The 21,736-nt window shown below is 70.4% G+C and carries 22 protein-coding genes; 10 read left to right on the top strand and 12 right to left on the bottom strand.

The window, feature by feature from the left end; all coding sequences use genetic code 11:
* Positions 1-8 precede the first annotated feature (8 nt).
* The 6 genes from NKG96_RS03510 to NKG96_RS03485 are packed head-to-tail and all read left to right on the top strand — an operon-like array spanning position 9 to position 2,981.
* Entirely contained in the window at positions 9-431 is a 423-nt protein-coding gene (locus NKG96_RS03510; RefSeq protein ID WP_254537074.1) for a DUF5809 family protein, read from the top strand.
* Entirely contained in the window at positions 432-854 is a 423-nt protein-coding gene (locus NKG96_RS03505) for a hypothetical protein (protein ID WP_254537073.1), read from the top strand.
* A complete protein-coding gene (locus NKG96_RS03500) occupies positions 844-1,425 on the top strand; it encodes an NUDIX hydrolase (RefSeq protein WP_254537072.1) in 582 nt (193 codons plus the stop codon). Before NKG96_RS03505 ends, NKG96_RS03500 begins: the two co-directional genes overlap by 11 nt.
* Before the next feature lie 37 nt (positions 1,426-1,462).
* Complete coding sequence (locus tag NKG96_RS03495; protein WP_254537071.1) at positions 1,463-1,987, top strand: NUDIX hydrolase; 525 nt, start codon at positions 1,463-1,465, stop codon at positions 1,985-1,987.
* A 30-nt stretch (positions 1,988-2,017) separates the two neighbouring features.
* Entirely contained in the window at positions 2,018-2,548 is a 531-nt protein-coding gene (locus tag NKG96_RS03490; RefSeq protein ID WP_254537070.1) for an NUDIX hydrolase, read from the top strand.
* Between the two features lie 58 nt (positions 2,549-2,606).
* Positions 2,607-2,981 carry a rhodanese-like domain-containing protein gene (locus tag NKG96_RS03485; RefSeq protein WP_254537069.1) on the top strand — a complete coding sequence of 125 codons (375 nt, stop codon included), beginning with the start codon at positions 2,607-2,609 and terminating at the stop codon, positions 2,979-2,981.
* Between the two features lie 183 nt (positions 2,982-3,164).
* Here the strand turns inward: NKG96_RS03485 and yciH are convergent, their stop codons facing one another.
* The 5 genes from yciH to NKG96_RS03460 form a co-directional block, all read right to left on the bottom strand.
* The gene (gene yciH / locus NKG96_RS03480) at positions 3,165-3,458 is read right to left on the bottom strand and encodes a stress response translation initiation inhibitor YciH (protein ID WP_254537068.1); all 294 of its coding nucleotides are present in this window, start codon (positions 3,456-3,458) and stop codon (positions 3,165-3,167) included.
* Positions 3,459-3,542: 84 nt separating this feature from the next.
* Positions 3,543-5,720, bottom strand: a complete 2,178-nt coding sequence (locus NKG96_RS03475; protein WP_254537067.1) for a transglutaminase TgpA family protein — start codon at positions 5,718-5,720, stop codon at positions 3,543-3,545.
* Positions 5,717-6,706, bottom strand: a complete 990-nt coding sequence (locus NKG96_RS03470) for a DUF58 domain-containing protein (protein ID WP_254537066.1) — start codon at positions 6,704-6,706, stop codon at positions 5,717-5,719. The genes NKG96_RS03475 and NKG96_RS03470 overlap by 4 nt, the downstream gene beginning before the upstream one ends.
* Positions 6,703-7,668 (bottom strand): AAA family ATPase, encoded by a 966-nt coding sequence (locus NKG96_RS03465; RefSeq protein ID WP_254537065.1) that lies wholly within the window; start codon positions 7,666-7,668, stop codon positions 6,703-6,705. Before NKG96_RS03465 ends, NKG96_RS03470 begins: the two co-directional genes overlap by 4 nt.
* Before the next feature lie 144 nt (positions 7,669-7,812).
* Complete coding sequence (locus NKG96_RS03460; RefSeq protein WP_254537064.1) at positions 7,813-8,121, bottom strand: DUF7573 domain-containing protein; 309 nt, start codon at positions 8,119-8,121, stop codon at positions 7,813-7,815.
* 78 nt (positions 8,122-8,199) lie between these two features.
* Between NKG96_RS03460 and NKG96_RS03455 the strand changes: the two genes are divergently transcribed.
* Positions 8,200-8,442 (top strand): DUF8024 family protein, encoded by a 243-nt coding sequence (locus NKG96_RS03455; protein ID WP_254537063.1) that lies wholly within the window; start codon positions 8,200-8,202, stop codon positions 8,440-8,442.
* A 10-nt stretch (positions 8,443-8,452) separates the two neighbouring features.
* Here NKG96_RS03455 and NKG96_RS03450 read toward each other — a convergent pair whose 3' ends face one another.
* The 3 genes from NKG96_RS03450 to NKG96_RS03440 are packed head-to-tail and all read right to left on the bottom strand — an operon-like array spanning position 8,453 to position 10,804.
* Positions 8,453-9,442 (bottom strand): 5,10-methylenetetrahydromethanopterin reductase, encoded by a 990-nt coding sequence (locus NKG96_RS03450; RefSeq protein WP_254537062.1) that lies wholly within the window; start codon positions 9,440-9,442, stop codon positions 8,453-8,455.
* Positions 9,439-10,191: a coenzyme F420-0:L-glutamate ligase gene (locus NKG96_RS03445; RefSeq protein WP_254537061.1), complete on the bottom strand. Its 753-nt coding sequence runs from the start codon at positions 10,189-10,191 to the stop codon at positions 9,439-9,441. The genes NKG96_RS03450 and NKG96_RS03445 overlap by 4 nt, the downstream gene beginning before the upstream one ends.
* Positions 10,192-10,246: 55 nt before the next feature.
* Positions 10,247-10,804, bottom strand: coding sequence for a metallophosphoesterase family protein (locus NKG96_RS03440; RefSeq protein WP_254537060.1), 558 nt, complete (start codon positions 10,802-10,804; stop codon positions 10,247-10,249).
* Positions 10,805-10,882: 78 nt separating this feature from the next.
* On the opposite strand from NKG96_RS03440, the gene NKG96_RS03435 reads away from it, so the two are divergent.
* The 3 genes from NKG96_RS03435 (at position 10,883) to katG (ending at position 15,663) form a co-directional block, all read left to right on the top strand.
* On the top strand, positions 10,883-12,187 hold the full coding sequence (locus tag NKG96_RS03435; RefSeq protein WP_254537059.1) for an eIF2B alpha/beta/delta subunit family protein: 1,305 nt from the start codon (positions 10,883-10,885) through the stop codon (positions 12,185-12,187).
* 132 nt (positions 12,188-12,319) lie between these two features.
* The gene (ddh, locus tag NKG96_RS03430) at positions 12,320-13,243 is read left to right on the top strand and encodes a D-2-hydroxyacid dehydrogenase (protein WP_254537058.1); all 924 of its coding nucleotides are present in this window, start codon (positions 12,320-12,322) and stop codon (positions 13,241-13,243) included.
* 275 nt (positions 13,244-13,518) lie between these two features.
* Positions 13,519-15,663: a catalase/peroxidase HPI gene (gene katG / locus NKG96_RS03425; protein ID WP_254537057.1), complete on the top strand. Its 2,145-nt coding sequence runs from the start codon at positions 13,519-13,521 to the stop codon at positions 15,661-15,663.
* A gap of 106 nt (positions 15,664-15,769) precedes the next feature.
* Here katG and NKG96_RS03420 read toward each other — a convergent pair whose 3' ends face one another.
* From NKG96_RS03420 to NKG96_RS03405, 4 genes are all read right to left on the bottom strand, one after another.
* Complete coding sequence (locus NKG96_RS03420; protein ID WP_254537056.1) at positions 15,770-16,723, bottom strand: hypothetical protein; 954 nt, start codon at positions 16,721-16,723, stop codon at positions 15,770-15,772.
* A gap of 130 nt (positions 16,724-16,853) precedes the next feature.
* A complete protein-coding gene (locus tag NKG96_RS03415; protein WP_254537055.1) occupies positions 16,854-18,353 on the bottom strand; it encodes a lipopolysaccharide biosynthesis protein in 1,500 nt (499 codons plus the stop codon).
* Positions 18,354-18,488: 135 nt separating this feature from the next.
* On the bottom strand, positions 18,489-19,991 hold the full coding sequence (locus tag NKG96_RS03410) for a carboxypeptidase M32 (protein WP_254537054.1): 1,503 nt from the start codon (positions 19,989-19,991) through the stop codon (positions 18,489-18,491).
* A 180-nt stretch (positions 19,992-20,171) separates the two neighbouring features.
* Positions 20,172-21,686 carry a carboxypeptidase M32 gene (locus NKG96_RS03405; RefSeq protein WP_254537053.1) on the bottom strand — a complete coding sequence of 505 codons (1,515 nt, stop codon included), beginning with the start codon at positions 21,684-21,686 and terminating at the stop codon, positions 20,172-20,174.
* Positions 21,687-21,736: the final 50 nt, after the last annotated feature.

Here is a 21,736-nt window from a genome sequence, read left to right as displayed (position 1 = left end):
CCCCGGGTATGCACACGGAGGGGTTCTTGGCCCCCGAGACGACCGAGGCGGCCCGCGAGAAGTACGACGCGATGGGCCCCGCCGCCCAGACCGTCGTCCGCGAGGTCACGAAGCGGATGGACTTCGACCGCGAGGAGTACGCCGACCGCGTCACGGGCGACGTCGTCGAGACGGCACGCGACGCCCTGTTCGCCTCCCTCCTCCGGGTCCACGTCGGCACCGACGAGGAGTTCGAGTCGTGGTGCGACTCGCATCCGGAGTACGAACGCCACGTCGAGGGGAGCGACAACGTCGAGCACGTCGTCTGGCACGCCGTCGACCACGATTCGAGCGTCGTCGCCGCGACGTTCCAGAAGCAGGAGGACGCCGCCGTCGCCACCCTGCGCCGCATCGCCTTCGGGCGGTTCTATCGGCCCGCGCTGGAGGGGTAGATGCGCGCCGTCACGCAGAATTTCCTGCTCGGCCTGCTCGCCGTCGTCGTCCTCCTGCTGGCGCTCGGGGCGCTCCCGAGCCTCCTCGCCAGTGGCGACCCGTACTACCTCGTCGCCACCGAGGTGGACGACGGCGACCGGACCGCCGTCGACGTGGGGAACTTCTCGGAGCGGCGCTTCCCGTACACGACGCGGGCCATCGAGACGGGGCGCTCGGAGGCGTACTACGACGGGCCGGTCGGCATCAAGGAGTCGTTCACCCACTCACCGTTCGACGAACTGGACGCCCTCGAACAGCGCGACCGAGACGCTGACAACCGAGACGCCGGGGCGGTGAACGGATCGACGGCGTTCGTCCGGAAGAGCGACACCGTCTACCGACTCGAACTCGTCCGTGGGGGTGAGACACCCAATGGTTCCTGAGGACTGGGAGCGCGTCGAGAGCGTCGCGGAGTACGAGACGGGGTGGTACACGGGCGGGTACGACCTGCTCAGACAGCCCGACGGCACGGAGAAGAAGTACTACTGGGCGGAACTCCCGCCCGCCGTCGTCGTCGTCGCCCGCGAGGGCGACCACCTCGTGATGGTCCAGCAGTACCGCCCGGCCATCCGCGAGTACTGTCTCGAACTGCCCGCGGGCATCGTCGAAGACGTCGACTCGCCGGACGGCGAACTGGCCGCCGGGAGCGACGTCGCACCCGAGGCCTACGAGTCGGCGGCCGCCCGCGAACTCGCCGAGGAGACGGGCCGCCACCCGGAGACGACCGTCTTCCTCTCGGACTTCTGGGTGTCGACGGGCGTCCTCCGCCACCGTCGGGGTCTCGTCTTCGCAACCGACCTCGCGGGGACCGACCGGGAACTCGACTCCAACGAGTTCATCGAGGTGACGCGCGTGCCCGTCGAGGACGCCTTCGACCGCGCCCGCGAGGACCCGGCCAACGACGCCACCATCGAGGGCGTCCTCTTCGCCGAGCGCGAGGGCCTGCTCTCCTGAGCGGGCGGGAGAGCTATGGCCCGCCCGCCCCCGCGGCATGGAGTGGCCCCACCACGAGTCCGTCACCGAGTACGAGAACCCCTTCTTCACCGTCGGCTACGACCGCGTCGAGCGACCGGACGGCGAGCGGGCGGATTACTTCTGGGTCGACCCGCCCGACGCCGTCGCGGTCGTGGCCCACGGGGACGGGGAGGTGGTCCTCGTCGAACAGTACCGGCCCCGCCAGCGCGCGCGGACCCTCGAGTGTCCGAGCGGGGCCATCGACCCCGGCGAGTCGCCCGAGGCGGCCGCCGTCCGGGAACTCGAAGAGGAGACCGGCTATCGAACCCACGAGACTCGCCGCCTCGCCAGCTACCGCCCCTCGGGGTGGGACCGCTACACCCGCCACGTCGTCTTCGCCACCGACCTCGCGCCGGGCGAGCAGTCACTCGACCCGGGGGAGGCGGGCCTCGTGGTCCACCGACTGCCCGTCGCCGAGGCGTTCGACCGCGCTCGCGAGGCGGGCGCGGTGGGGTGGCTCCTCACCCCGCTGCTCGTCGCGCGGGACGCGGACCTGCTATAGGGTTATCCGTCCCGCCCCGGTGGCTCCCACATGGACGAGTGGCCGGTCGTCGACACCCGCGTCGAGTACGAGAACCCCTACTTCCGGGTGTGTCGCGAGACGGTCCGCCGCCCCGACGGGACGGCCGGCGAGTACTACTGGCTGGACCAGACCGACGACGTCTGCGTGGTGGCGCTGACCGACGAGGGCGACCTCGCCCTCGTCGAACAGTACCGCCCGCGCCTCCGGGGGACGTTCCTCGAGTGTCCCTCGGGCAAGTGCGAGTCGGGGGAGTCCCCGGAACGGGCCGCCGCCCGCGAACTCGAAGAGGAGACGGGCTACCGGGCCGGCCGCCTCGACGTCCTCAGGAGCTACCACGTCTCCGGGTGGGAACGGAACCGCAAGCACGTCGTCTTCGCCACCGACCTCGCGCCGGGCGAGCAGTCACTCGACGCCGGCGAGGGCGACATCGCCGTCCGGCACCTCGCCCCCGAGGACGCCCTCGCACGCGCCCGCGAGTCGCCCGTCGTCGGCTGGTTGCTCACCCCGCTGCTCGTGGCGCGCGACGCGGGCCTGCTGTGATTGGTGTCGCCGGGAGGCGGGCTGGAGGGTTTATCCGTCCCGACCGGCAGGTACGAGTATGGACGACGAGATCAGCGTCGAGGAACTGAAGGCGCTCATCGACGAGGGCGAGGCGGTCCGACTGGTCGACATCCGCTCGCGGGCCGCCTTCGAGCGCGGTCACATCCCCAGCAGCGAGAACATCCCCTTCGCGGAACTCCCCCGCCGGGTCGAAGAACTCGACGGCGCGGACCGCGTCGTCACCATCTGCCCGATGGGCGAGTCCTCCATCCAGGCCGCCCGCCTCATCAAGTCCTACGAGGGGGCGGGCGAGGCGCGAGTCGAGAGCCTCCGCGAGGGTCTGCAGGGCTGGGAGTACGGCTTCGAGAGCGGGGCGGGCGGCGAACAGGCCGAGGCCGACGGCGGGAGCGAGGGCCCGGACGCGCCGTTCTGACGCGCTCGTCCATTCTCGAAGACACGACCGTTCGCAGGCGAGTGTATCCCGACCATCTCCACCGCGAACGTCGAGAACGACGGGTCGCAGATAACGCGGGAACTGTAGTCACAAGAGCCGACGGACTCGACGCCGTCGCTCGTCGGGCGAGAAAGACGGAAGGAAGTGGAGACCGACGGGAGGTCAGGCGACGTTGAAGCCCTTGTCGCGGAGGAAGTCCTCCACGCGGCCGCGGTGGTTGCCCTGTAGTTCGATGGAGCCGTCCTCGACGGTCCCGCCACAGGCGAACTTGGACTTCAGGTCCGACGACAGCGAGTCCATGTCCACGTCACGCGGGTCGAACCCGTCGATGACCGTTACCTCCTTCCCGTATCGGCGCTCGTCGATGCGGATGTGTATCTCCTGGGACTCTTTGGCGACGTCCTCGCAGACGCAGAGTTCCTGGGGCAATCCACACGTCGAGCAGACTTCCGACATTACAATGTGGGCCTACTCGATGGGCCTATTAAACATTGTCGGGAGGTGAAACCGGCACGCGCGGGCCTCGTCGCCCGCGGCCGGTCAGAACCGGGCGTACTTGTCCACCAGGTCGTCGACGAGCGCACACGCCTCGTCGGCGTCGGCGCGCGTCGCCCGCCCCGCGTAGGTCGCCCGCTCGTACAGTTCCCCCACGCGGCGGGCGTCCGGGTCCCCGAGCGACCGGAGGTACCGCCGGGGCGTCTCCCCCGGGGCGCGTGCCCTGCGGTGACGTGAGAGCAGGTACTCCATGCGGTCGAACGCCCCCTTGATGTCGGCGGCGGGGTCGTCGGTCCGCGGCTGACGGCGGAGCCACACCTCGCGGTAGGCCCGCTGGCCGGCCCCGGACCGCCTGACGACGGCCGCGACGCCGAGGAAGACGACGAATCCGAGGACCGTCTCCTCGCGCGAGGGCATCGTCAACTGGAACCCCCCGTCGCCGTCACCGCCACCGCCGCCGCCGACGGCCCCGTCACCGAGTTCGGGACCGGTCGGTGGCGTCGTCGGGTCGATGGTCCCGTCGCCGCCCGAGCCGTTGGCGTCCGTCCCGTTCGCGTCCGTCCCGTTCGCGTCCGTCCCGTTGGGCGTCGGTTCGGGCGTCGGTGTCGGCGTCGACCCCGCCACGTCCACGTCGGGGTTGCCCGCGCTTCGCGCGTCGTCGAGCGACTGCCGTTCGGCGTCCTGTCGGGGGCCGGCGGGCGTCGGGTCGAACTGCTGCCAGCCGTGGCCGGGGAAGTACACCTCGACCCACATGTGGGCGTTCAGCCCGCGAACGACCCACTCGTTGGCCCCCACCTGCTGGCCGGGGGTGTAGCCCACCGCGACGCGCGAGGGGATGCCCTGCGAGCGGAGCATCGACACCATCGTCGTCGCGAAGTAGGTGCAGTAACCGGCCTCCATCTCGAAGAGGAACGAACTGGCGATATCTCCGCTGGGTCGGTTCACGTCGAGGGAGTACTCCTTCTCCTCCTCCAGGTGGACCTCGACGATGCGCGCCACGTCGTACGCGTTGTCGGCGTTCGCGGTCAACTGGCCCGTGTACTCGCCCAACTGGTCGGGCGTGCTGGAGGGCAACTGGGTGTAGCGCTCGACGTCGATGGCCGAGTAGTCGTCCCCGGCCTCGCGCAACTGGGCGGGCCGGGCGTTCGACACCCGACTCAGCACCTCGTACTCGTCGCCCTCGGCCATCGGACTCGCCGGCAGGACGCTCCCGAACCCGGTCACACGCGTCGAGTAGCCGTCGACGCCGACGGGTTTCCACGCCGCGGGCATCACCGTCGTCCGACTCTCGACGGTGACGCGCTGTTCGACCGGGCGGCTGTCGCCGGGCGGCCCGGACTGTCCCTCGAACGACCCGGTGGACGCGGTCCGGACCCAGCCGTCGCCGCTGTAGCGGTCGTAGGACCCGACCTTCCAGTAGCGGCCCTCGTCGCTCTCGATACGGAAGCGCACCTCGGGGCTGAGGCTGATGGACCCCTGGATGGCGAGTTCGCCGTCGGTTCCCGTCAGACTCGCCTCGATGGTCTCGGCGTTCGCGGTCCCGCCGGTGTTCAACAGCGGTTCGCCCGCGCCGGTCGGCACGAGCGTCACCGACGCCGTCAGGACGACCATCGCGGCGACGACGACGGCCACCCCATCGGCGTCGACGAGTCGCCCGTCGCGCCGGTCCACGTCGCCGACGCCGACAGCGGCGGCCGCGGCGATGACGCCGAACAGCGCCGTCTGCGGGCTGACGTCGCCCGTCAGGACGAAGAAGACGAGCGCCGTCAGCCCCACGGCCGCCGCCAGCGAGTAGCGTCGGCGGGCCGCGAGGAACCACGAGAGGAAGACGGGGACCGGGGCGAACGCCGTCGCCCACACCCCCGCGTTGATGATCCGGAGGATGCTCAGCCCCGTCAGCAGGGCGACGACGTCCCCCCACAGCAGGTCGAACTGGCCGAGCAGTTCCCAGCCGTTCGGGACCGTCGGGAGGTAGAGCACCATCCCCCCCGCGGCGACGGCGAGCGTCAGCGGCAGGGAGAGGGCGTCGGGGAGGACGCGGCCGAGGACGAGGCCACCCACCAGCGCGCCGACGACGACGCCCGCGAACAGCGCCGGGTCGCCGGCCACGTCCACGACGCGGTACAGCACCGCGAGGTACGTCGCCGTGAGCGCGGCCAGCGCGCCCGCGGTGACTGCCCGCGGGCCGAGCGCCGCCGCCCCCTCGCGGAGTCGCCGCCTCATGCGGGCACCTCCCGACCGAGACGGACGCTCCCGTCGGCGACGTGGTCGAACGGGACGCGCTGGCCGCCGACGGAGACGGTCGTCTCGCCGTCGGCGACGATACGCACGTCCGCCCCCTCTAGCGTCTCGCTGTCGACGCGACCGGGGGGCGTGCGCGCGAGCAGTTCGAAGGCGGCCCGCCGCTGGCGCTCGCCGATGCCGGGGTCGAGTCGCCCGCCGGGAGCGACGAGCGACACCTCCACGCCGGCGTCCAGCAGGTGGGCGACGACGCTCGCGGCGGCCGTCGCCATCGCGTCGGCGTTGGTCCCGTCGGGACCGGGCGTCGCCTCCGCGACGACGCTCACCGCCCCCTCGTCCTCCGCGGCGAACTCGACGACGACGATGTCGTCGCGCTTCGCGCTCGACTTCCAGTGGATGTCGCGCAGGGCGTCGCCGGGGACGTACTCGCGGAGGCTGTCGAACGCCGTGCGTTCGGGCGACCCCGCCCGCTCGACGAGGCCGGCGAACACGCCGCCCGCGGTGACCGGCTGGACCGAGGGGTAGACGAGGACGTCGTCGGTGTTCCGGTAGACGTAGTCGTGCGTGAAGAGGCCGAGCGCGTCGCGGAGGGTAACGGTCGTGGGACCGACTTCGTGGACCCCCCGGCGGGCGAACTCGAGGTCGTACTCGACGCGGCCGCCCCCGCCGAGGGAGGCGACGTGGGCGGTCGGACGGAGGCCGTCGCCGAGGCGGTCACGGACGGTGACGGGGCCACTCGCGGTCACGTCGAGGCGCATCGTCCGGACGTCGCCGGGGAAGCCCGCGGTGGGGGCGATACGTTCGACGGTGGGGCGGTCGGCGCGCCAGACCTGTACGAAGCCGACCAGCAGGCCGATGAGCGCCGGGGCGGCCACCGCGTTGAGACCCGGTTGCCCGAACATCGTCCCGACGGCGAACGCGCCGACGGCCGCGAGGGCGACGACGATGCCACGGGGAGTCAGCATCATACGTCGACGGTGTCGAGCGCCCGCTGGACGAGGTCGCGGGCCGAGAGGTCGCCGCCTGCGGCCGGGCGGATTCGGTGCGCGAGCGTCACGACGGCCTCGCGTTGCACGTCGTCGGGGACGACGTAGTCGCGGCCGTCGAGGGCCGCCCGGGCCTGTGCGGCCCGGAGGAGGGCGATAGACCCGCGGGGACTCACGCCGAGTTCGGCGTGTTCGCGGGTGTAGCGGGCGAGTCGGGTGACGTACTCGCGGACGGCGTCCTCGACGCGGACGTTGGCGACGGTGCGGCGCGCCGCGACGAGGTCGGCCGCCGTCGTGACGGGTTCGAGCGACTCGATGGGGTGTTCGCCGACGACGCGGGCGAGCACCCGCGACTCGTCGGCCTCGCTCGGGTAGCCGAGGTGGAGCTTCTTCGTAAAGCGGTCGAGTTCCGCGGCGGGCAGTTCGTACGTCCGGTCGCGCTCGACGGAGTTCTGCGTCGCGATGACGGTGAAGGGGTCGGGGACCCGACGGGTCGTCCCGTCGACGGTGACCTGCTCTTCTTCCATCGCTTCGAGGAGCGCGGACTGGGTCTTGGGGGGCGCGCGGTTGATCTCGTCGGCGAGGACCACGTTGGCGAAGATGGGACCGGGCCGGAAGTCGAACTCGCGGGTCTTCTGGTTGAACACGTTGACGCCCGTCACGTCGGTGGGGAGGAGGTCCGGGGTGAACTGGACGCGCTTGAACGAACAGTCCACGGAGCGGGAGACCGCACGAGCGAGCATCGTCTTGCCCACGCCGGGGACGTCCTCGAGGAGCACGTGGCCGCGAGCCAGAACCGCCGTCACGAGGTGCTCGACGACCACGTGGTGGCCGACGATGACGCGTTCGACGTTCTCCGTGACCCGTCGGGCGAGGTCGCCCGCCGCCTCGACGTCGGCGGGGTCGACGTCCCCGCCAGCCTCGGCGGTGAGATTGTCACTCATCGTTACAGGATCTTCCGGAGAGCCGTATATCTCTTCTGTCGGGCATATCGAGCGTGGCAGTCTCTCACACGAGGAACACGGCCCGCGGATTAGTAACTTTGCTGGGTTCGTGCGGTCGTGAGAACAGGTGTCGAGGCGCGCGACCTACCACTCCTTGCAGTCGGCACAGACCAGTCGGTCGCCGTCGCGCCAGCGGCGGTCGGCGGACGCGCCGCAGGCCTCGCAGGGGGCACCGCCCGGCGTCCAGTCCATCGTGGACCGTGCCGGGCGCACGACGAGTTCGGCGGGGGCGTCGGCCTCCGGCGCGCCGGACTCGGTCGGGTCGGTTCCGGTCGGGTCGCCCGATTCCGCGACCGGGTCGGAGTCCTCCGTCGTCTCGTCGCCCCCGCCATCGTCCGTGCCGTCGTCCTCGCCGGGGCCGAGGAAGTCGTCGAGCGAGCGGTCGGGACTCATCGTCCGCACTCGCGGCGCGCGACGTATAGCCGTGACGGACGGACACACACAAGTACCGGCCCGCCTGTACCGTGAGATATGCAGAGTCTACCCGTGGAACTGGTCCAGAGCGTCGTCGACCTCGTCGTCAACTTCGGCGAGATCGCGGGAGGGAGCGTCATGCAGAGCGCCATGCTCCTCTCGGGGGCCATCTTCCTCGTCGTCGCCAGCGTCGTCTTCGGCTACCTCGTCTTCGGTGCGCTCGTCCGCCCCGCCGGCAACCTCCCGACGCCGGGCAAGGGCCACCGCGAGCGCCGCGAACAGGAGTTCCGCGGCCGGTAATCTCGGACCCTCACTCCGCGCCCGCGTCGTCCAGCGCACGCGCCGCGAGGTCCACCGCCGCTTCCAGGTCGGGACCGAGCGGCGACCCCACCACCACGCTGTCGGCGTGGTCGAGGATGTCCGCCACCCGTTCGGCCACCGTCTCGACCGTCCCCGTCGCACAGAACGCCTCCAGCATCGCGGGCGTCACGCGCTCGAACGCCTCGGAGAACGCCCCGGCGCTGATGGCGTCGCCGATTTCACTCGCTCGCTCCCGGTCGATGCCGTGTCTGTCCAGGACGGGGGGAGCCGCCCCCGCCGCGATGAACGCCGCCGGGGGACGGGCCGCTTCACGGGCCTCGTCGGCGTCCTCGGCCACGCTGACGCTCGCGTAGGCCGCGAGGTCGAAGTCGCCCCGCCCCGCGGGTCGCTCGTCGAGCCCCTGCTCGACCTGCGCGCGCGCCCACGCGAGGTCGTCGGGGTGCGACCCGTTGAACAGCAACCCGTCGGCGTGTTTCGCGGCCATCCGACACATGTGGGGGCCCTCGCCGCCGACGTACACCGGAATCGACTCGCCGCTCGGGGGGTCGTAGTTCAGGCCCGCGTCCGTCGCCGCGAAGGTCCCTTCGTGGCTCACGCGCTCGCCGGCCCAGAGGTCCCGTGCGGTCTCGAACGCCTCCAGCGTCGCGCTCAGCCCCCGCTCGCGGTCGATGCCGAGGTTGCGGAGCGTCGAGGGGTCGCCGGGGCCGACGCCGAACACCGCCCGCCCGCCGCTGGCCTCGTCGAGGGTCGCCACCTGCGAGGCGAGGCGGACGGGGTGGGTCTCGTAGGGGTTCGCGACGCCCGGTCCCAGCCTGACCGACTCGGTGGCGTCGGCGATTCGCGTCAGCGCGACGAACGGGTCGCGGTTGTTGTAGTGACACGTCGCGAACACGGTGTCGAAGCCCGCGTCCTCGGCGCGGACCGCGAGGCCCGCGATTCGCTCCGTCGGGTGCTCGGGGGTGAGTTCGATACCTCTCATCCGTCGAACTCCCACTCCTGGAGGGCCTGCCGGACGAGGTCGTCCTCGTAGCTCCTGAACAGTTCGTCGCTGCCGGCGTGGTCGCCGAACTCGAAGCCGCGGACGACGACGACGGGCGTGCCGCCGTCGCCCTCGCCCGAGAGGAGGTTCGCGGCGGCGGCGAGTTCGTCCACCACCGACTCGACGGTGACGTCGAGTTCCCGGCCGTCGCGGTCGGTCTCGCCGCGCCAGTCTCGCGAGGCGGGCATCCCGGCCCACCCGATGGCGACCCCGCGCTGTCCGTGCCGGAAGGGCCGCCCGCAGGTGTCGGTCACGACGGCGGGGACGCCCCACTCCTCGTGGAGTCGCGCAGCACTCGCCGTCGGGTCCGCCGGGAGCAAGAGGAGGTCCGCGCCGGGGACGTTCGAGCGGTCGATGCCCGCGTTGACGGTGATGTGCCCGAAGCGCGTCTCCGTGAGGAGGAACGGGGCCTCCATCACGAGGTCGCTCGACTCCTCGATGACGACCTGCGCGAACCGGGGGTCCTTCTCCTCGCCGGTGATGCGTTCGAGGCGGGCGGCGACCGAGCGTGCGCGCTCGCCCGCCGTCACGTCCGCGAGGTCGACGGTGCGCCCCTCGGCCTTCGAGACGACCGTACTCGCTACGCAGACCACGTCGCCCGCCCGCAGGTCGACGCGGTCCGCGACCAGCGACGCGAGGTCGTCGCCCGACCGTATCTCGGGCAGGTCGGGGACGGCGAACAGTTCCATACCGGGAGGTCGGAATCCGCCCGTATAAACAGGTCCGGTACCGGAGAGGCCTACCTCACTCGTGCTTCTCGACGTGCACCTCGAGGTCGCCGTCTTCCACCTCGACGAGGTACATCGAGGGGAACTCGGCGGGGTCCGCACCCGTCGCGCTCCCGGGGTTGAGCAGGCGCACCGTCGGCGCGAAGGGCGTCTGTCGGGCGGAGTCGCCCCGGTCTTCCGACTCGACTGTCTCGTCGACGAGGTGGTGGGTGTGCCCCGAGACGCCGACGAGAGGCAGGTCGTCGTCGGTGTCCGCCACCACCTCGCGGACGATACCGACGACGCGGTCGTGGTTGTCCTCGATGGGGCCGGTCCCGTGGGTGACGACGAACCGGACGCCGCCGAGTTCGACCGTCGTCGTCTCGGGGAGTTCCGGGTCCAGTTCGGGGTCCATGTTCCCCCGAACGGCGGTGAGTTCCGCCGAGAGGTCGGCTATCTGGTCGTAGGTCTCCTGCGAGTCGAAGTCACCGGCGTGGACGACGTGGTCTGCCGCCCGGACGGCCTCGCGGACCCAGTCGGGGATGGCGTCGGCGCGCGACGGGACGTGCGTGTCGGCGAGGATGGCTAGCTGCATACCCCGCATCTCACCCCACTGGGGCTTAAGCGATGACCCGGTCGTCGGGTTCTTGCCCCCGCGACGCGACCACGGCGCATGACCGACCCCGAGGGAACCCCCGTCGTCACCTGCTTCCTGCGGAACGGGACCGACGTGCTCCTCCTGCGGCGCTCCGACGCGGTCGGCTCCTACCCCGGCCGGTGGGGCGGCGTCGCGGGCCACGTCGAACCGGGCGACGGCGAGGACGGAGTCGCGGGCCGCGAACCCGCCGACGCCGCCCGCGCCGAGATTCGACAGGAGACGGGCCTCGGCGACCGCGTCAGCCTCGTCCGCGTGGGCGACCCGTTCCCCGCCCACGACGACGACCACGGCACGTGGGTCGTCCACCCCTTCCTCTTCGAGTGCGACTCGCGGGCCGTCGAGACGAACCGGGAGACGAGCGAGTTCGAGTGGGCCCCGCCGACGGCGATGCTGGACCGCGAGACGGTCCCCGACCTCTGGCGCTCCTACGAGGCCGTCGCGCCCACCGTCGAGACGGTCCGGGAGGACCGCGACCACGGCGCGGCCTACCTGTCGGTGCGCGCGCTCGAAGTCCTCCGTGACCGGGCGGCGCGAGACGCACACGAGGGGGATGCTGAGTGGGACTCGCTGGCCGAACTCGCCCGCGACCTGCGTGAGGCCAGACCGAGCATGACCGTCGTCGTGACGCGAATCGACCGCGCCATGCACGCCGCCGACGGCGACCCGTCCGCGGTTCGGAACCGGGCCGAGGAGGTCATCGAGGACGCACTCGCTGCGGACGAAGCGGCCGCGGACCGGGCCGTCGAGGAACTGGCCGGCGCGGAACGGGTCCTGACGCTCTCGCGGTCGGGGACGGTGGCCGAGACGCTGGACCGCCTCGCCCCAGACCGAGTCTTCGTCGCCGAGTCACGTCCCGGTGGCGAGGGGCGCGGGGTGGCCGAGTCGCTCGCCGACTCGACGGCCGTGACGCTCCTCACCGATTCGACCGTCGCGCACGCCCTCGCCACCGAACCCATCGACGCGGTCCTCGTCGGCGCGGATACCGTCCTCCCGGACGGGCGCGTGGTGAACAAGGTCGGGACGCGGGGGGCGGCGCTGGCGGCGGCCCACGAGGGGGTGCCGACGGTCGTCGTCACGGCCCGAGACAAGATACGACCCGAGGGCGAGTCGGGGGACCCCGACCTCGAACCCCGCCCGGCGAGCGAAGTGTACGACGGCGACGCTTCGCTGGAGGTACTCGCCCCGACGTTCGACGTGACGCCGGGGGAGGTGGTCTCGCTGGTGACCGAGGTGGGTGTCCTCGACGCGGCAGGCGTGGCGCGGGTCGCCCGCGATGCGCGTGAGCGGGCGGGGTGGGTAGCGGGGACCGGAAACCAGTAAGCGGATACCGGGCGCGGGTCAACCACCGCCGGGCGGCGGTGACGAGGGTTACCCCCACCGAGCCCCTTGTGACGAGGAGTCAACCCGAGCCGCCCACTTCACATTCATACCTCCTCGCCCGGAGTAACGACCATGACCACTTCGGGAACTCGCATCGCCGTCCACTCCTCAGTCGAGCCTGTCTTCGACCCGCAGTACCTCGTCGACGCCCTCGCGGAGCGGGGCGTCGAGAGCCAGACGACCGACGACCCGGCCGGCTTCGACGGCGTCGTCGCCTTCGACCACGACGAGTCGTTCCTCGACGCGCCGTGGGTCCACGCCATCACCGCGGGGTACGACGACTACCCCGTCGAGTCCTACCGCGAGTACGGCGTGACGTTCACCAACTCGACGGGCATCCACGGCGAGAGCGTCGGCGAGACGGTCTGCGGGATGTGTCTGGCCTTCGCGCGCCGCCTGCACCGCTACCGGGACCGACAGCGGGGTTCGGAGTGGGACCGCGAACCCTACGAGGCGGCGTTCACGCTGGGCGGGGAACGCGCCTGCGTCGTCGGACTGGGGACGCTCGGCCGGGGCGTCGCCACCCGACTGGACGCCCTCGGGATGGACGTGGTGGGCGTCCGGCGGACTCCCACGCCCGTCCCCGGCGTGCGGGAGGTGTACACCCCCGACGAACTCCACGAGGCCGTCTCGGACGCCCGGTTCGTCGTCCTCACCGTCCCCCTCACGGCGGAGACGCGAGGGATGGTCGGGGAGGCGGAACTCGACGCCATGCCCGCCGACTCGTACCTCGTCAACGTCGCGCGAGGCGAGGTGGTCGAGCAGTCGGCGCTGGTCGCGGCCCTCGAATCGGGGAGCATCGCGGGCGCGGGCCTGGACGCGCTGGACCCCGAACCGCTCCCCGAGGACTCGCCGCTGTGGGGGATGGACGAGGTGCTCCTCACGCCGCACGTCGCCGCGATGACGAACGACTACCACGAGGCCGTCGCGGACCTCGTGGCGACGAACGCCGACCGACTGGCCGGTGGAGAGGGGCCGGTCAATCGGGTCGTCTGAGTCCACTTACTCGCTACCGTGACGTCTCGGGGTCGATCAGTTCCGGGAACTCCGTCGAGCGCTCCGCGACCCCGTGTGTGACCGCGCTCCGGCGCGAGGACCCGACGACCGGCGACCCGACAGGGGGCGAAGGGGGCTGCACCATTGTCCCGTGGGTAATGTACACGACCCGCGCGCCAACAGAAGTTCGCGAAACCGATGATTCGTTTGGCCCACAGCGAACCCTCGGCCCGGAGTAGTCAATCTTAACTTTCGAACGCGATAACTGCCGAGTCATGAGTAAGTCCAACCAGGACTGGTGGCCGAATCAGTTGAACCTGGACGTCCTCGACAACAACACTCGCCCGAGCGACCCGATGGGCGAGGAGTTCGACTACGCGGAGGCGTTCGAGTCCCTCGACTTCGAGGAGGTCAAGGCGGACATCGAGGAGGTGCTGACGACGTCACAGGACTGGTGGCCGGCGGACTACGGCCACTACGGGCCCTTGATGATCCGCATGGCGTGGCACAGCGCCGGCACGTACCGCACCGCCGACGGCCGCGGCGGCGCGAGTCGGGGCGGCCAGCGGTTCGCCCCCCTCAACAGTTGGCCCGACAACGCGAACCTCGACAAGGCGCGACGACTGCTCTGGCCGGTCAAGCAGAAGTACGGCAAGAGCCTCTCGTGGGCCGACCTGCTGGTCCTGACGGGGAACGTCGCCCTGGAGTCGATGGGCTTCGAGACGTTCGGCTTCGGCGGCGGGCGCGAGGACGCTTACAGACCCGACGAGGCCGTCGACTGGGGGCCCGAAGACGAGATGGAGGCCTCTTCCCCGGAGCGCTTCGACGAGGAGGGCAACCTCAAGAACCCGCTCGGCAACTCCGTCATGGGGCTCATCTACGTGAACCCGGAGGGGCCGAACGGCGAACCGGACCTCGAGGGGTCGGCGCACAACATCCGCGAGACGTTCAGCCAGATGGCGATGAACGACGAGGAGACCGTCGCGCTCATCGCCGGCGGCCACACCTTCGGGAAGGTCCACGGCGCGGACGACCCGGACGCGCTCGGACCCGAACCCGAGGCGGCCCCCATGGAGTCGCAGGGCCTCGGCTGGGAGAGCGACTACGAGTCGGGCCAGGGCGCCGACACCATCACCAGCGGCATCGAGGGCCCGTGGACGCAGGCGCCCGTCAAGTGGGACATGGGCTACCTCGACAACCTGCTGAACTACGAGTGGGAGGCCCACAAGGGCCCCGGCGGCGCGTGGCAGTGGCGGCCCGTGGACGAGGACCTCGACGGGACCGTCCCGGACGCCCACGACTCCTCGGAGAAGCAGACGCCGATGATGCTGACGACGGACGTCGCGCTGAAGCACGACCCCGACTACCGGGAGGTCGTCGAGCGCTTCCAGGAGAACCCCGGCGAGTTCCAGAAGGCCTTCGCGAAGGCGTGGTACAAGCTCATTCACCGTGACATGGGTCCGCCGTCACGGATGCTCGGCCCCGAGGTCCCCGACGAGGAGATGCTGTGGCAGGACCCCATCCCGAACGCCGACTACGACCTCGTCGGCGAGGAGGACGTCGCCGAACTCGAACAGACGATTCTCGACTCGGACCTGTCGGTCTCCCAGCTGGTCAGGACCGCCTGGGCGTCGGCGTCGACGTACCGCGACAGCGACAAGCGCGGCGGCGCGAACGGTGCCCGCATCCGCCTCCGCCCGCAGCGCGACTGGGAGGTCAACAACCCCGACGAGCTGGCGACCGTCCTCGACACGCTCCGGGGTATCAAGGAGGACTTCAACAGCTCACGGGACGACGGCGTGCAGATCTCGCTCGCCGACCTCGTCGTGCTGGGCGGGAACGTGGCCGTCGAGCAGGCGGCGGCGGACGCCGGCTACGACGTGGACGTGCCGTTCGAGCCGGGGCGGACGGACGCCTCGCAGGAGCAGACCGACATCGAGTCCTTCGAGGCGCTCAAGCCGACGGCCGACGGCTTCCGGAACTACTACTCCGACGAGGCCGACCGGTCGGCCGAGGAGCTGCTGGTCGACCGCTCGGAGCTGCTGGACCTGACGATTCCCCAGATGACGGTGCTGGTCGGCGGCATGCGCGCGCTGGACGCGAACTACGACGGGTCCGACCTCGGCGTGCTCACCGACCGGCCGGGCACGCTGACCAACGACTTCTTCGTGAACCTGCTGAGCATGGAGACGGAGTGGCAGGAGGTCCCGGACGCCGACAACCTGTTCGAGGCGCGCGACCGCGACACGGGCGACGTCGAGTGGCGGGGCACCCGCGCGGACCTCGTCTTCGGGTCGAACGCCCGACTCCGCGCCGTCGCGGAGGTGTACGGCGGCGACGACGCGGAGGAGACGTTCGTCCACGACTTCGTGGAGACGTGGCACAAGGTGATGACACTCGACCGCTTCGACCTCGAGTAACCGCACCGACCGTCCCGCGTTTTTCCGTGGTCGGCCTCGACGGGGCAGCCGACGGCTCGTCGACCGTCCTCCAGTCGGTCCCGTTCGCGGGATCGACGGTCTCGACTCAGTCGTCCGCGCGCGTCGCGGTGAGGTTCGGGGCGGCGCGGGGGGACTCGGCCGTGCGCAACCCGCCGGCGACGTCGACCATGTCGGGGTGGTCGAGGTGGCGGCGCGCCCGGTCGCTCAACTCGTCGACGCTCGTCGCGTTCGCGATCTCGTCGCGCAGGGCCTGCCACTCCTCGTGGCGGACGATGACGCAGACGGGAATCTCGTCGAGGCCGAGGTGCTGGGCCATCCAGAGCCGGTGGCGGCCGTTGTGCTGGAGTATCTCGCCGTCGCGCCCGATGTCCACCTGGATATCGGCGATCCAGTCGAAGATGGTCACGTCGTCGGTGTCGCCGAGGAGCATCGACTCGTTGGCGACGGGGCGGAAGCGGTCGGCGAGCGAGTCGAACTCCTCGCTCGCGGCCTCCTCGAAGGAGATACCGTGGAGTTCGCGCGCGGAGCGGTAGCCGTCGCGCTGGATGCTGTCGTAGACCTCGTCGAGGCGTTCGACCCAGTCCCACACCTCCTCGCCCGTGGCGAAGCGCCAGCGTCGCTCGCCGGCGAGCACCTGCTGGACGAGGGGGACGTCCTCCCAGTCGCGGCCCTCGGCGTACCGGGCGTCGAGGGCGTCCCAGATGTAGTCGAAGCGCTCGGCGAGCAGTTCGCAGTCGCGGTCCCAGTCACCGCCCCGGACGGCACCGAACTTCCGGAAGCAGAACAGCGTCTCGAAGGGCGAGGTGTACAGTATCTCCGCGGGGTTCACGTACCGCAGTTGGCGCGGGTCGGCGGCGGCATCGACTCCGCGTCGGTTCCGCCAGACGGTGTACTCGAACCACTGTCGGTCGGTCAGGGCGGCACGCTCGAGGGCGAACAGCGCGTGTTCGGCGCTGAAGACTGCCTGGTCCCGCATCTTGGACAGGAGTCGGGGGAGTCCCCCCTTGCGGTAGTGCCGGATAGCACGGTCGACGACCATACTGTATCGGTATCGTAACAGACGGGCATAGTTATATCCGTGTTACCTATCGGTATATGGAGTAATTTACTCCTATCGAGCGGTGGTGCGGCCTGCGAGGGCCGGGACATCCGGAGGGGCCGTCGCTCGCTCAGAAGCTCCCCTTGACCTGCCCGACGAACTCGGAGAGGCCGATGTCGAAGCGCTGTTCGAACGCGAGCATGACCAGTCCGTAGACGACCGCGCCGGTGACGACGGTCGCCACGAAACCCGCCAGCACGCCGAACAGCGGGGTCACGGACTCCCGGACGGTGTACGCGCACGCACCCATGGTGAGGCTGCCGACGGCGGGGAAGGCGACGATGCCGACCAGCGAGCGCACGTCGGTGTCGACGAGTCGAATCGCCAGGGCCGTCGCGATGGGGATGCCCACGGCGCTCGTGAGCAGGACCGACAGGGCGGTCCCGGCGAGGCCGAAGGCATCGGTTAACGGGTAGATGGCCGCGGCCATGACCGCCAGTCGGATCGCGTGTATCTTCGCGACGTAGTCGGGACGGCCCACCGCGCGGAACAGCGGCGAGGTACAGGTGCGCACCGAGCGCAACACGCCGAAGGTGGCGAGCACCTGCATCGGGACGACCATCTGCTCCCAGCCGTCGCCGAGCACCGTCGGGACGAACACCGGCGCGACGACGGCGATGCCGACGCCGATGGGGAGCGAGACGAGCGAGGAGAGGCGGAGGACGCGGTGGAACCCCTCGCGGAGGGCCGCGGTGTCGTCTTGCACCTTCGAGTAGGCGGGCATGGCCACCCGCGAGATGGTGTGGGCCACCTCCGTCGCGGGCGCGTTCGAGAGGCGGTAGGCCACCTGGTACACGCCGAGGGCGCCCGACCCGAGGAACCACCCGACGAAGACGTCGTCACCCTCGCTGTAGAGGAAGGAGACGGCAGAGGAGCCGAATATCCACTTCCCGTAGTCAACCATCCCGCGAGCCTTCGGCACGTCCAACCCGGGACGCGGGCGGTAGTCGTGGATGACGTAGGAGACGACCAGTTGGGCGAAGTTGCCGACGACGAGGCCGGCGACCAGCGCCCACACCGTCGGCGAGACGAGCGCGTAGCCGATGGAGACGGCGACGCGCGTGGACGTCCCGGTGACGGTGAGCACGAACTGCTTGTGGAACTCGAGGGACTTCTGGAAGTAGACCGTCCCGGGGTTGTACAGCGCCCGGAACAGCGTCGCGAGCGCGACCACCTGCAACAGGAGCCGTGCGCGCGGTTCGCCGAAGAACTCCGCTACGTACGGGGCCGCGACGAACGCCACCGCGGCGACCAGCGCCCCCCGGAGTATCTGGAGGGTGAACGCCGTGTCGAGGTAGTCGTCGACGTTCTCTTCTTTCCGCTGGACGAGGGCGGTGTCGAGACCGAGTCGGGAGAAACGCTGGAGCGCCGAGAGCGCGACCAGCGCGATGCCGAACAGCCCGAAGTCGGCCGGCGAGAGCAGGCGCGCCAGCACGACGAGCATCAGCAGTTCGAGGACCCGGTTGCCGCCGTTGGTGAACGCGACCCACAGCCCGCCGACGACCGTCCGCGAGGTGAGGTCGCCACTCGGTGAGAGCGTCCGTCTGAGCGCGCGGAGGAGTCGGCGCATCTACGGGAACCGTCGCGGGGCGGTCTGAGTTCGATTCGTCACGCGGGTCGATACACGGGACGGGTCCAATACTATGGTGGTCTTAACCGGCGCGCCGACTCGCGTGCGGCCACCTCGGCCCGTCGTCGACCTGCCTCAGAGGTCGTAGAGGTCGGTGAACTTCTCGCGGGCGTACTCGACGAAGTGATCGGCGGTGAGCGGTTCGCCCGTCGCCGCCTCCACGAGTTCGTCCGTCTCGTAGCGCTGGCCGTGGCGATGGACGTTCTCGGTCATCCACTCGCGGATGGGCGCGAACTCGCCCTCGCGGACCAGCGAGTCCACGTCGAGGTCCTCGCGCACCGCGGCGTCGAGTTGGGCGGCCAGCACCGACCCGACGGTGTAGTTCTGGAAGCCCGCGAAGCCGTACGACCAGTGGATGTCCTGCAGACAGCCCTCGCGGTCGGTGTCGGGGGTGACGCCGAGGTACTCCTCCATCTTCTCGTCCCACACCTGCGGGATGTCGTCGGCCTCGACGTCGCCCTCCACGAACGCGCGGTCGATCTCGCTGCGCAGGATGATGTGGAAGTGGTAGGTGAGTTCGTCCGCCTCCACCCGGATGAGGTTGTCCGGGTAGATGCGGTTGGCCGCCTCGTACAGCGTCTCCGCCGAGAGGTCCGTCCCGAGGTGGTCGTTGAACGTCGGCGCGAAGTACTCCCAGAACGCGCGGGTGCGCCCGACGTGATTCTCCCAGAACCGGGACTGGGACTCGTGGACCCCCGACGACCGGGGCTGACCGAGGGGCGTCGCGTACTCGTCCTGCCGGAGGCCGAGCTGGTAGGTGGCGTGGCCGAACTCGTGAATGGTGGCCGTGAGGGCGTCCAGCGGGTCCTCGGGTTTGAAGCGCGTCGTCACCCGGGCGTCGAACTGGTTGCCGGACATGAACGGGTGCGGGGCGGTGTCGAGGCGGCCCCGCGAGCGGTCGTACCCCAGTTCGTCGAGGGCGGCCTGACAGAGGGCTAGCTGGTCCTCGTCGGAGTAGCTCCCCTCGAACGGTCGCGGTAGCGGTTCGCCCTCCTCCCGGATGTCGGCGATGAGCGGGACGAGTTCCTCGCGCAGGGTGTCGAAGACCCGTTCGACCGTGTCGAGGGGAAGATAGGGTTCGCCGTCCTCGAACATGACGACGTACGGTGAGACGTCGTCGTCGATGTGCTCGGCGCGTTCGCGGTGGAGGTCACGCAGGTCTTCGAGCGTGGGCGCGAAGACGTCGAAGTCGTCGTTGGCCTTCGCCTCCTGCCACGTCTGCTGGGCCTCGGTCTGGAGCCGCGAGAGGCGTTCGACGAGGTCCCCGGGCACGTCGCGCTCCCGGTCGTACTCGCGGCGCACCTCGCGGACGACGGCCTGTCGCTCCTCGCTCAGGTCGGCGTCGCGGAGCTGTCCCAGCCACGCGCCCACCCGTCCGTCGGTCGCGAGGTCGTGGGTCACCGCCGAGAGCGCCGACAACTGGCCGGCGCGGGCGGGCGTCCCCCCCTCGGGCATCGTCACCTGCTGGTCCCAGTTGAGGACGCCCGCGGCCTCCCGGAGGTTGGAGACGCGCTTCGTGTGGTCGAGCAACTCGTCGTAGGCGTCGGGCGTGTCGGCGTCGGAGGACTCCGAAGACATGGACGGTAGGGCGTCGTGACTCCTGTTAACTGTACTGGGTGTCGCCCCGGTCGAGCGAACTACCCGGAGTGGATAGGACGGCCGCCCAACGACCGGCATGGCCGAGTAAGTCGCAGAACAGGGGGAGCGGACCGCAGGAGTGGAACGTGGTGTCGTGTCCGCGCTGGAGGCGCGGTCCTGTTAGAGGTCGTATAACTCGCCGTACTTCGCCTTCGCGTACTCGACGAAGTAGTCGGCCGTGTACGGCTGGCCCGTCGCCACCTCGACCAGTTCGTCGGTCGTGTAGCGCTGGCCGTGGCGGTGGACGTTCTCGGTCAACCACTCGTGGAGGGGTTCGAACTCGCCGGCCATCGTCTTCGCGTTCAGGTCCGGGACGTCGGCCTCGGCGGCGGCGTACAGTTGGGCCGCCAGCACCGACCCGAGCGAGTAGGTGGGGAAGTAGCCGAAGTTGCCGTGGCTCCAGTGGATGTCCTGCAGACACCCTTCCGAGTCCGTCTCGGGGCGCACCCCGAGGTACTCCTCCATCTTGTCGTTCCACGCCTCGGGCACGTCTGCCACGTCGAGGTCCCCGCTGATGAGGTCGCGCTCGATCTCGAAGCGGAGGATGATGTGCATGTGGTAGGTGAGTTCGTCCGCCTCCACCCGGATGAGGTTGTCAGTGAACACCTGGTTGGCGGCCTCGTACACCGCGTCGACGCCGAGGTCGGTCGTCGAGGGGAAGTGGTCGTGGAGCGTCGGGAGGAACTGCTCCCACCACGCGCGGGTGCGCCCGACGTGGTTCTCCCAGAGGCGCGACTGGGACTCGTGGACCGAGAGGTTCCGGTGGGAGCCGAGCGGCGTCCCGTAGTGCTCGTCGGGCAGGCCGAGGGTGTAGGTGGCGTGGCCGAACTCGTGGATGGTGGAGGTGAGCGCGTCCAGCGGGTCTGCCTCGTCGAAGCGCGTCGTCACCCGGGCGTCGAACTGGTTGCCCGTCGAGAAGGGGTGGGGCGCGGTGTCGAGGCGGCCGCGGTCCCACGGGTAGCCGAGCGTCGTCAGCGCCTCCCTCACCATCGCCTCCTGTGTCTCCGCGTCGTAGGTGTCGGGGAACGCCTCGCGTCGGGTGGTCAGGTCGGCGTCGCTCGCCTGTATCTCCTCGACGAGCGGGACGAGTTCGTCGCGCAGGCGTTCGAGGACCCGTTCTGCGGTGTCCAGATCGAGGTAGGGTTCGTAGTCCGCGAACAGCACCGCGTAGGGGTCGGCGTCCGGGTCGACGTGTTCCGCGTACTCGCGTTTGAGTTCGACGAGGCGTTCGAGGGTGGGCGCGAAGTGCTCGAAGTCGTCGTTGGCCTTCGCCTCCTTCCAGACGGGAAGGGCCTCGCTCGCCGCCTCCGAGATCTGCTCGACGAGGTCGCTCGGGACGCTGTCGGCCCGGTCGTACTGCCGTCGGACCTCACGGACGACCGCCGACTGCTCGTCGTCCATCTCGGCCCCCTCGAACGCGTCGAGGGAAGCGCCCATCTCGTCGCTCGTCAGCAGGTCGTGCGAGAGCGTCGAGAGCGTCGAGAGCTGTTTCGAGCGGGCGGGCGTGCCGCCCTCGGGCATCATCACCTGCTGGTCCCACGAGAGGGCCATCCCAGCCTGTTCGACGTTCGTGATGCGCCGCACCTCGTCGAGGAAGGCGTCGTAGTCCGCGTCGGAGGTCTGCTCTGTCGCCATACGCGAGACGACGCCGCGCCGGGGTATCAAACCACGCCTCCGGGGGAGGG

The sequence above is a fragment of the Halomarina litorea genome (assembly GCF_024227715.1).
GTDB lineage: Archaea > Halobacteriota > Halobacteria > Halobacteriales > Haloarculaceae > Halomarina > Halomarina litorea.
This window is presented reverse-complemented; position numbering and strand designations above follow the sequence as displayed.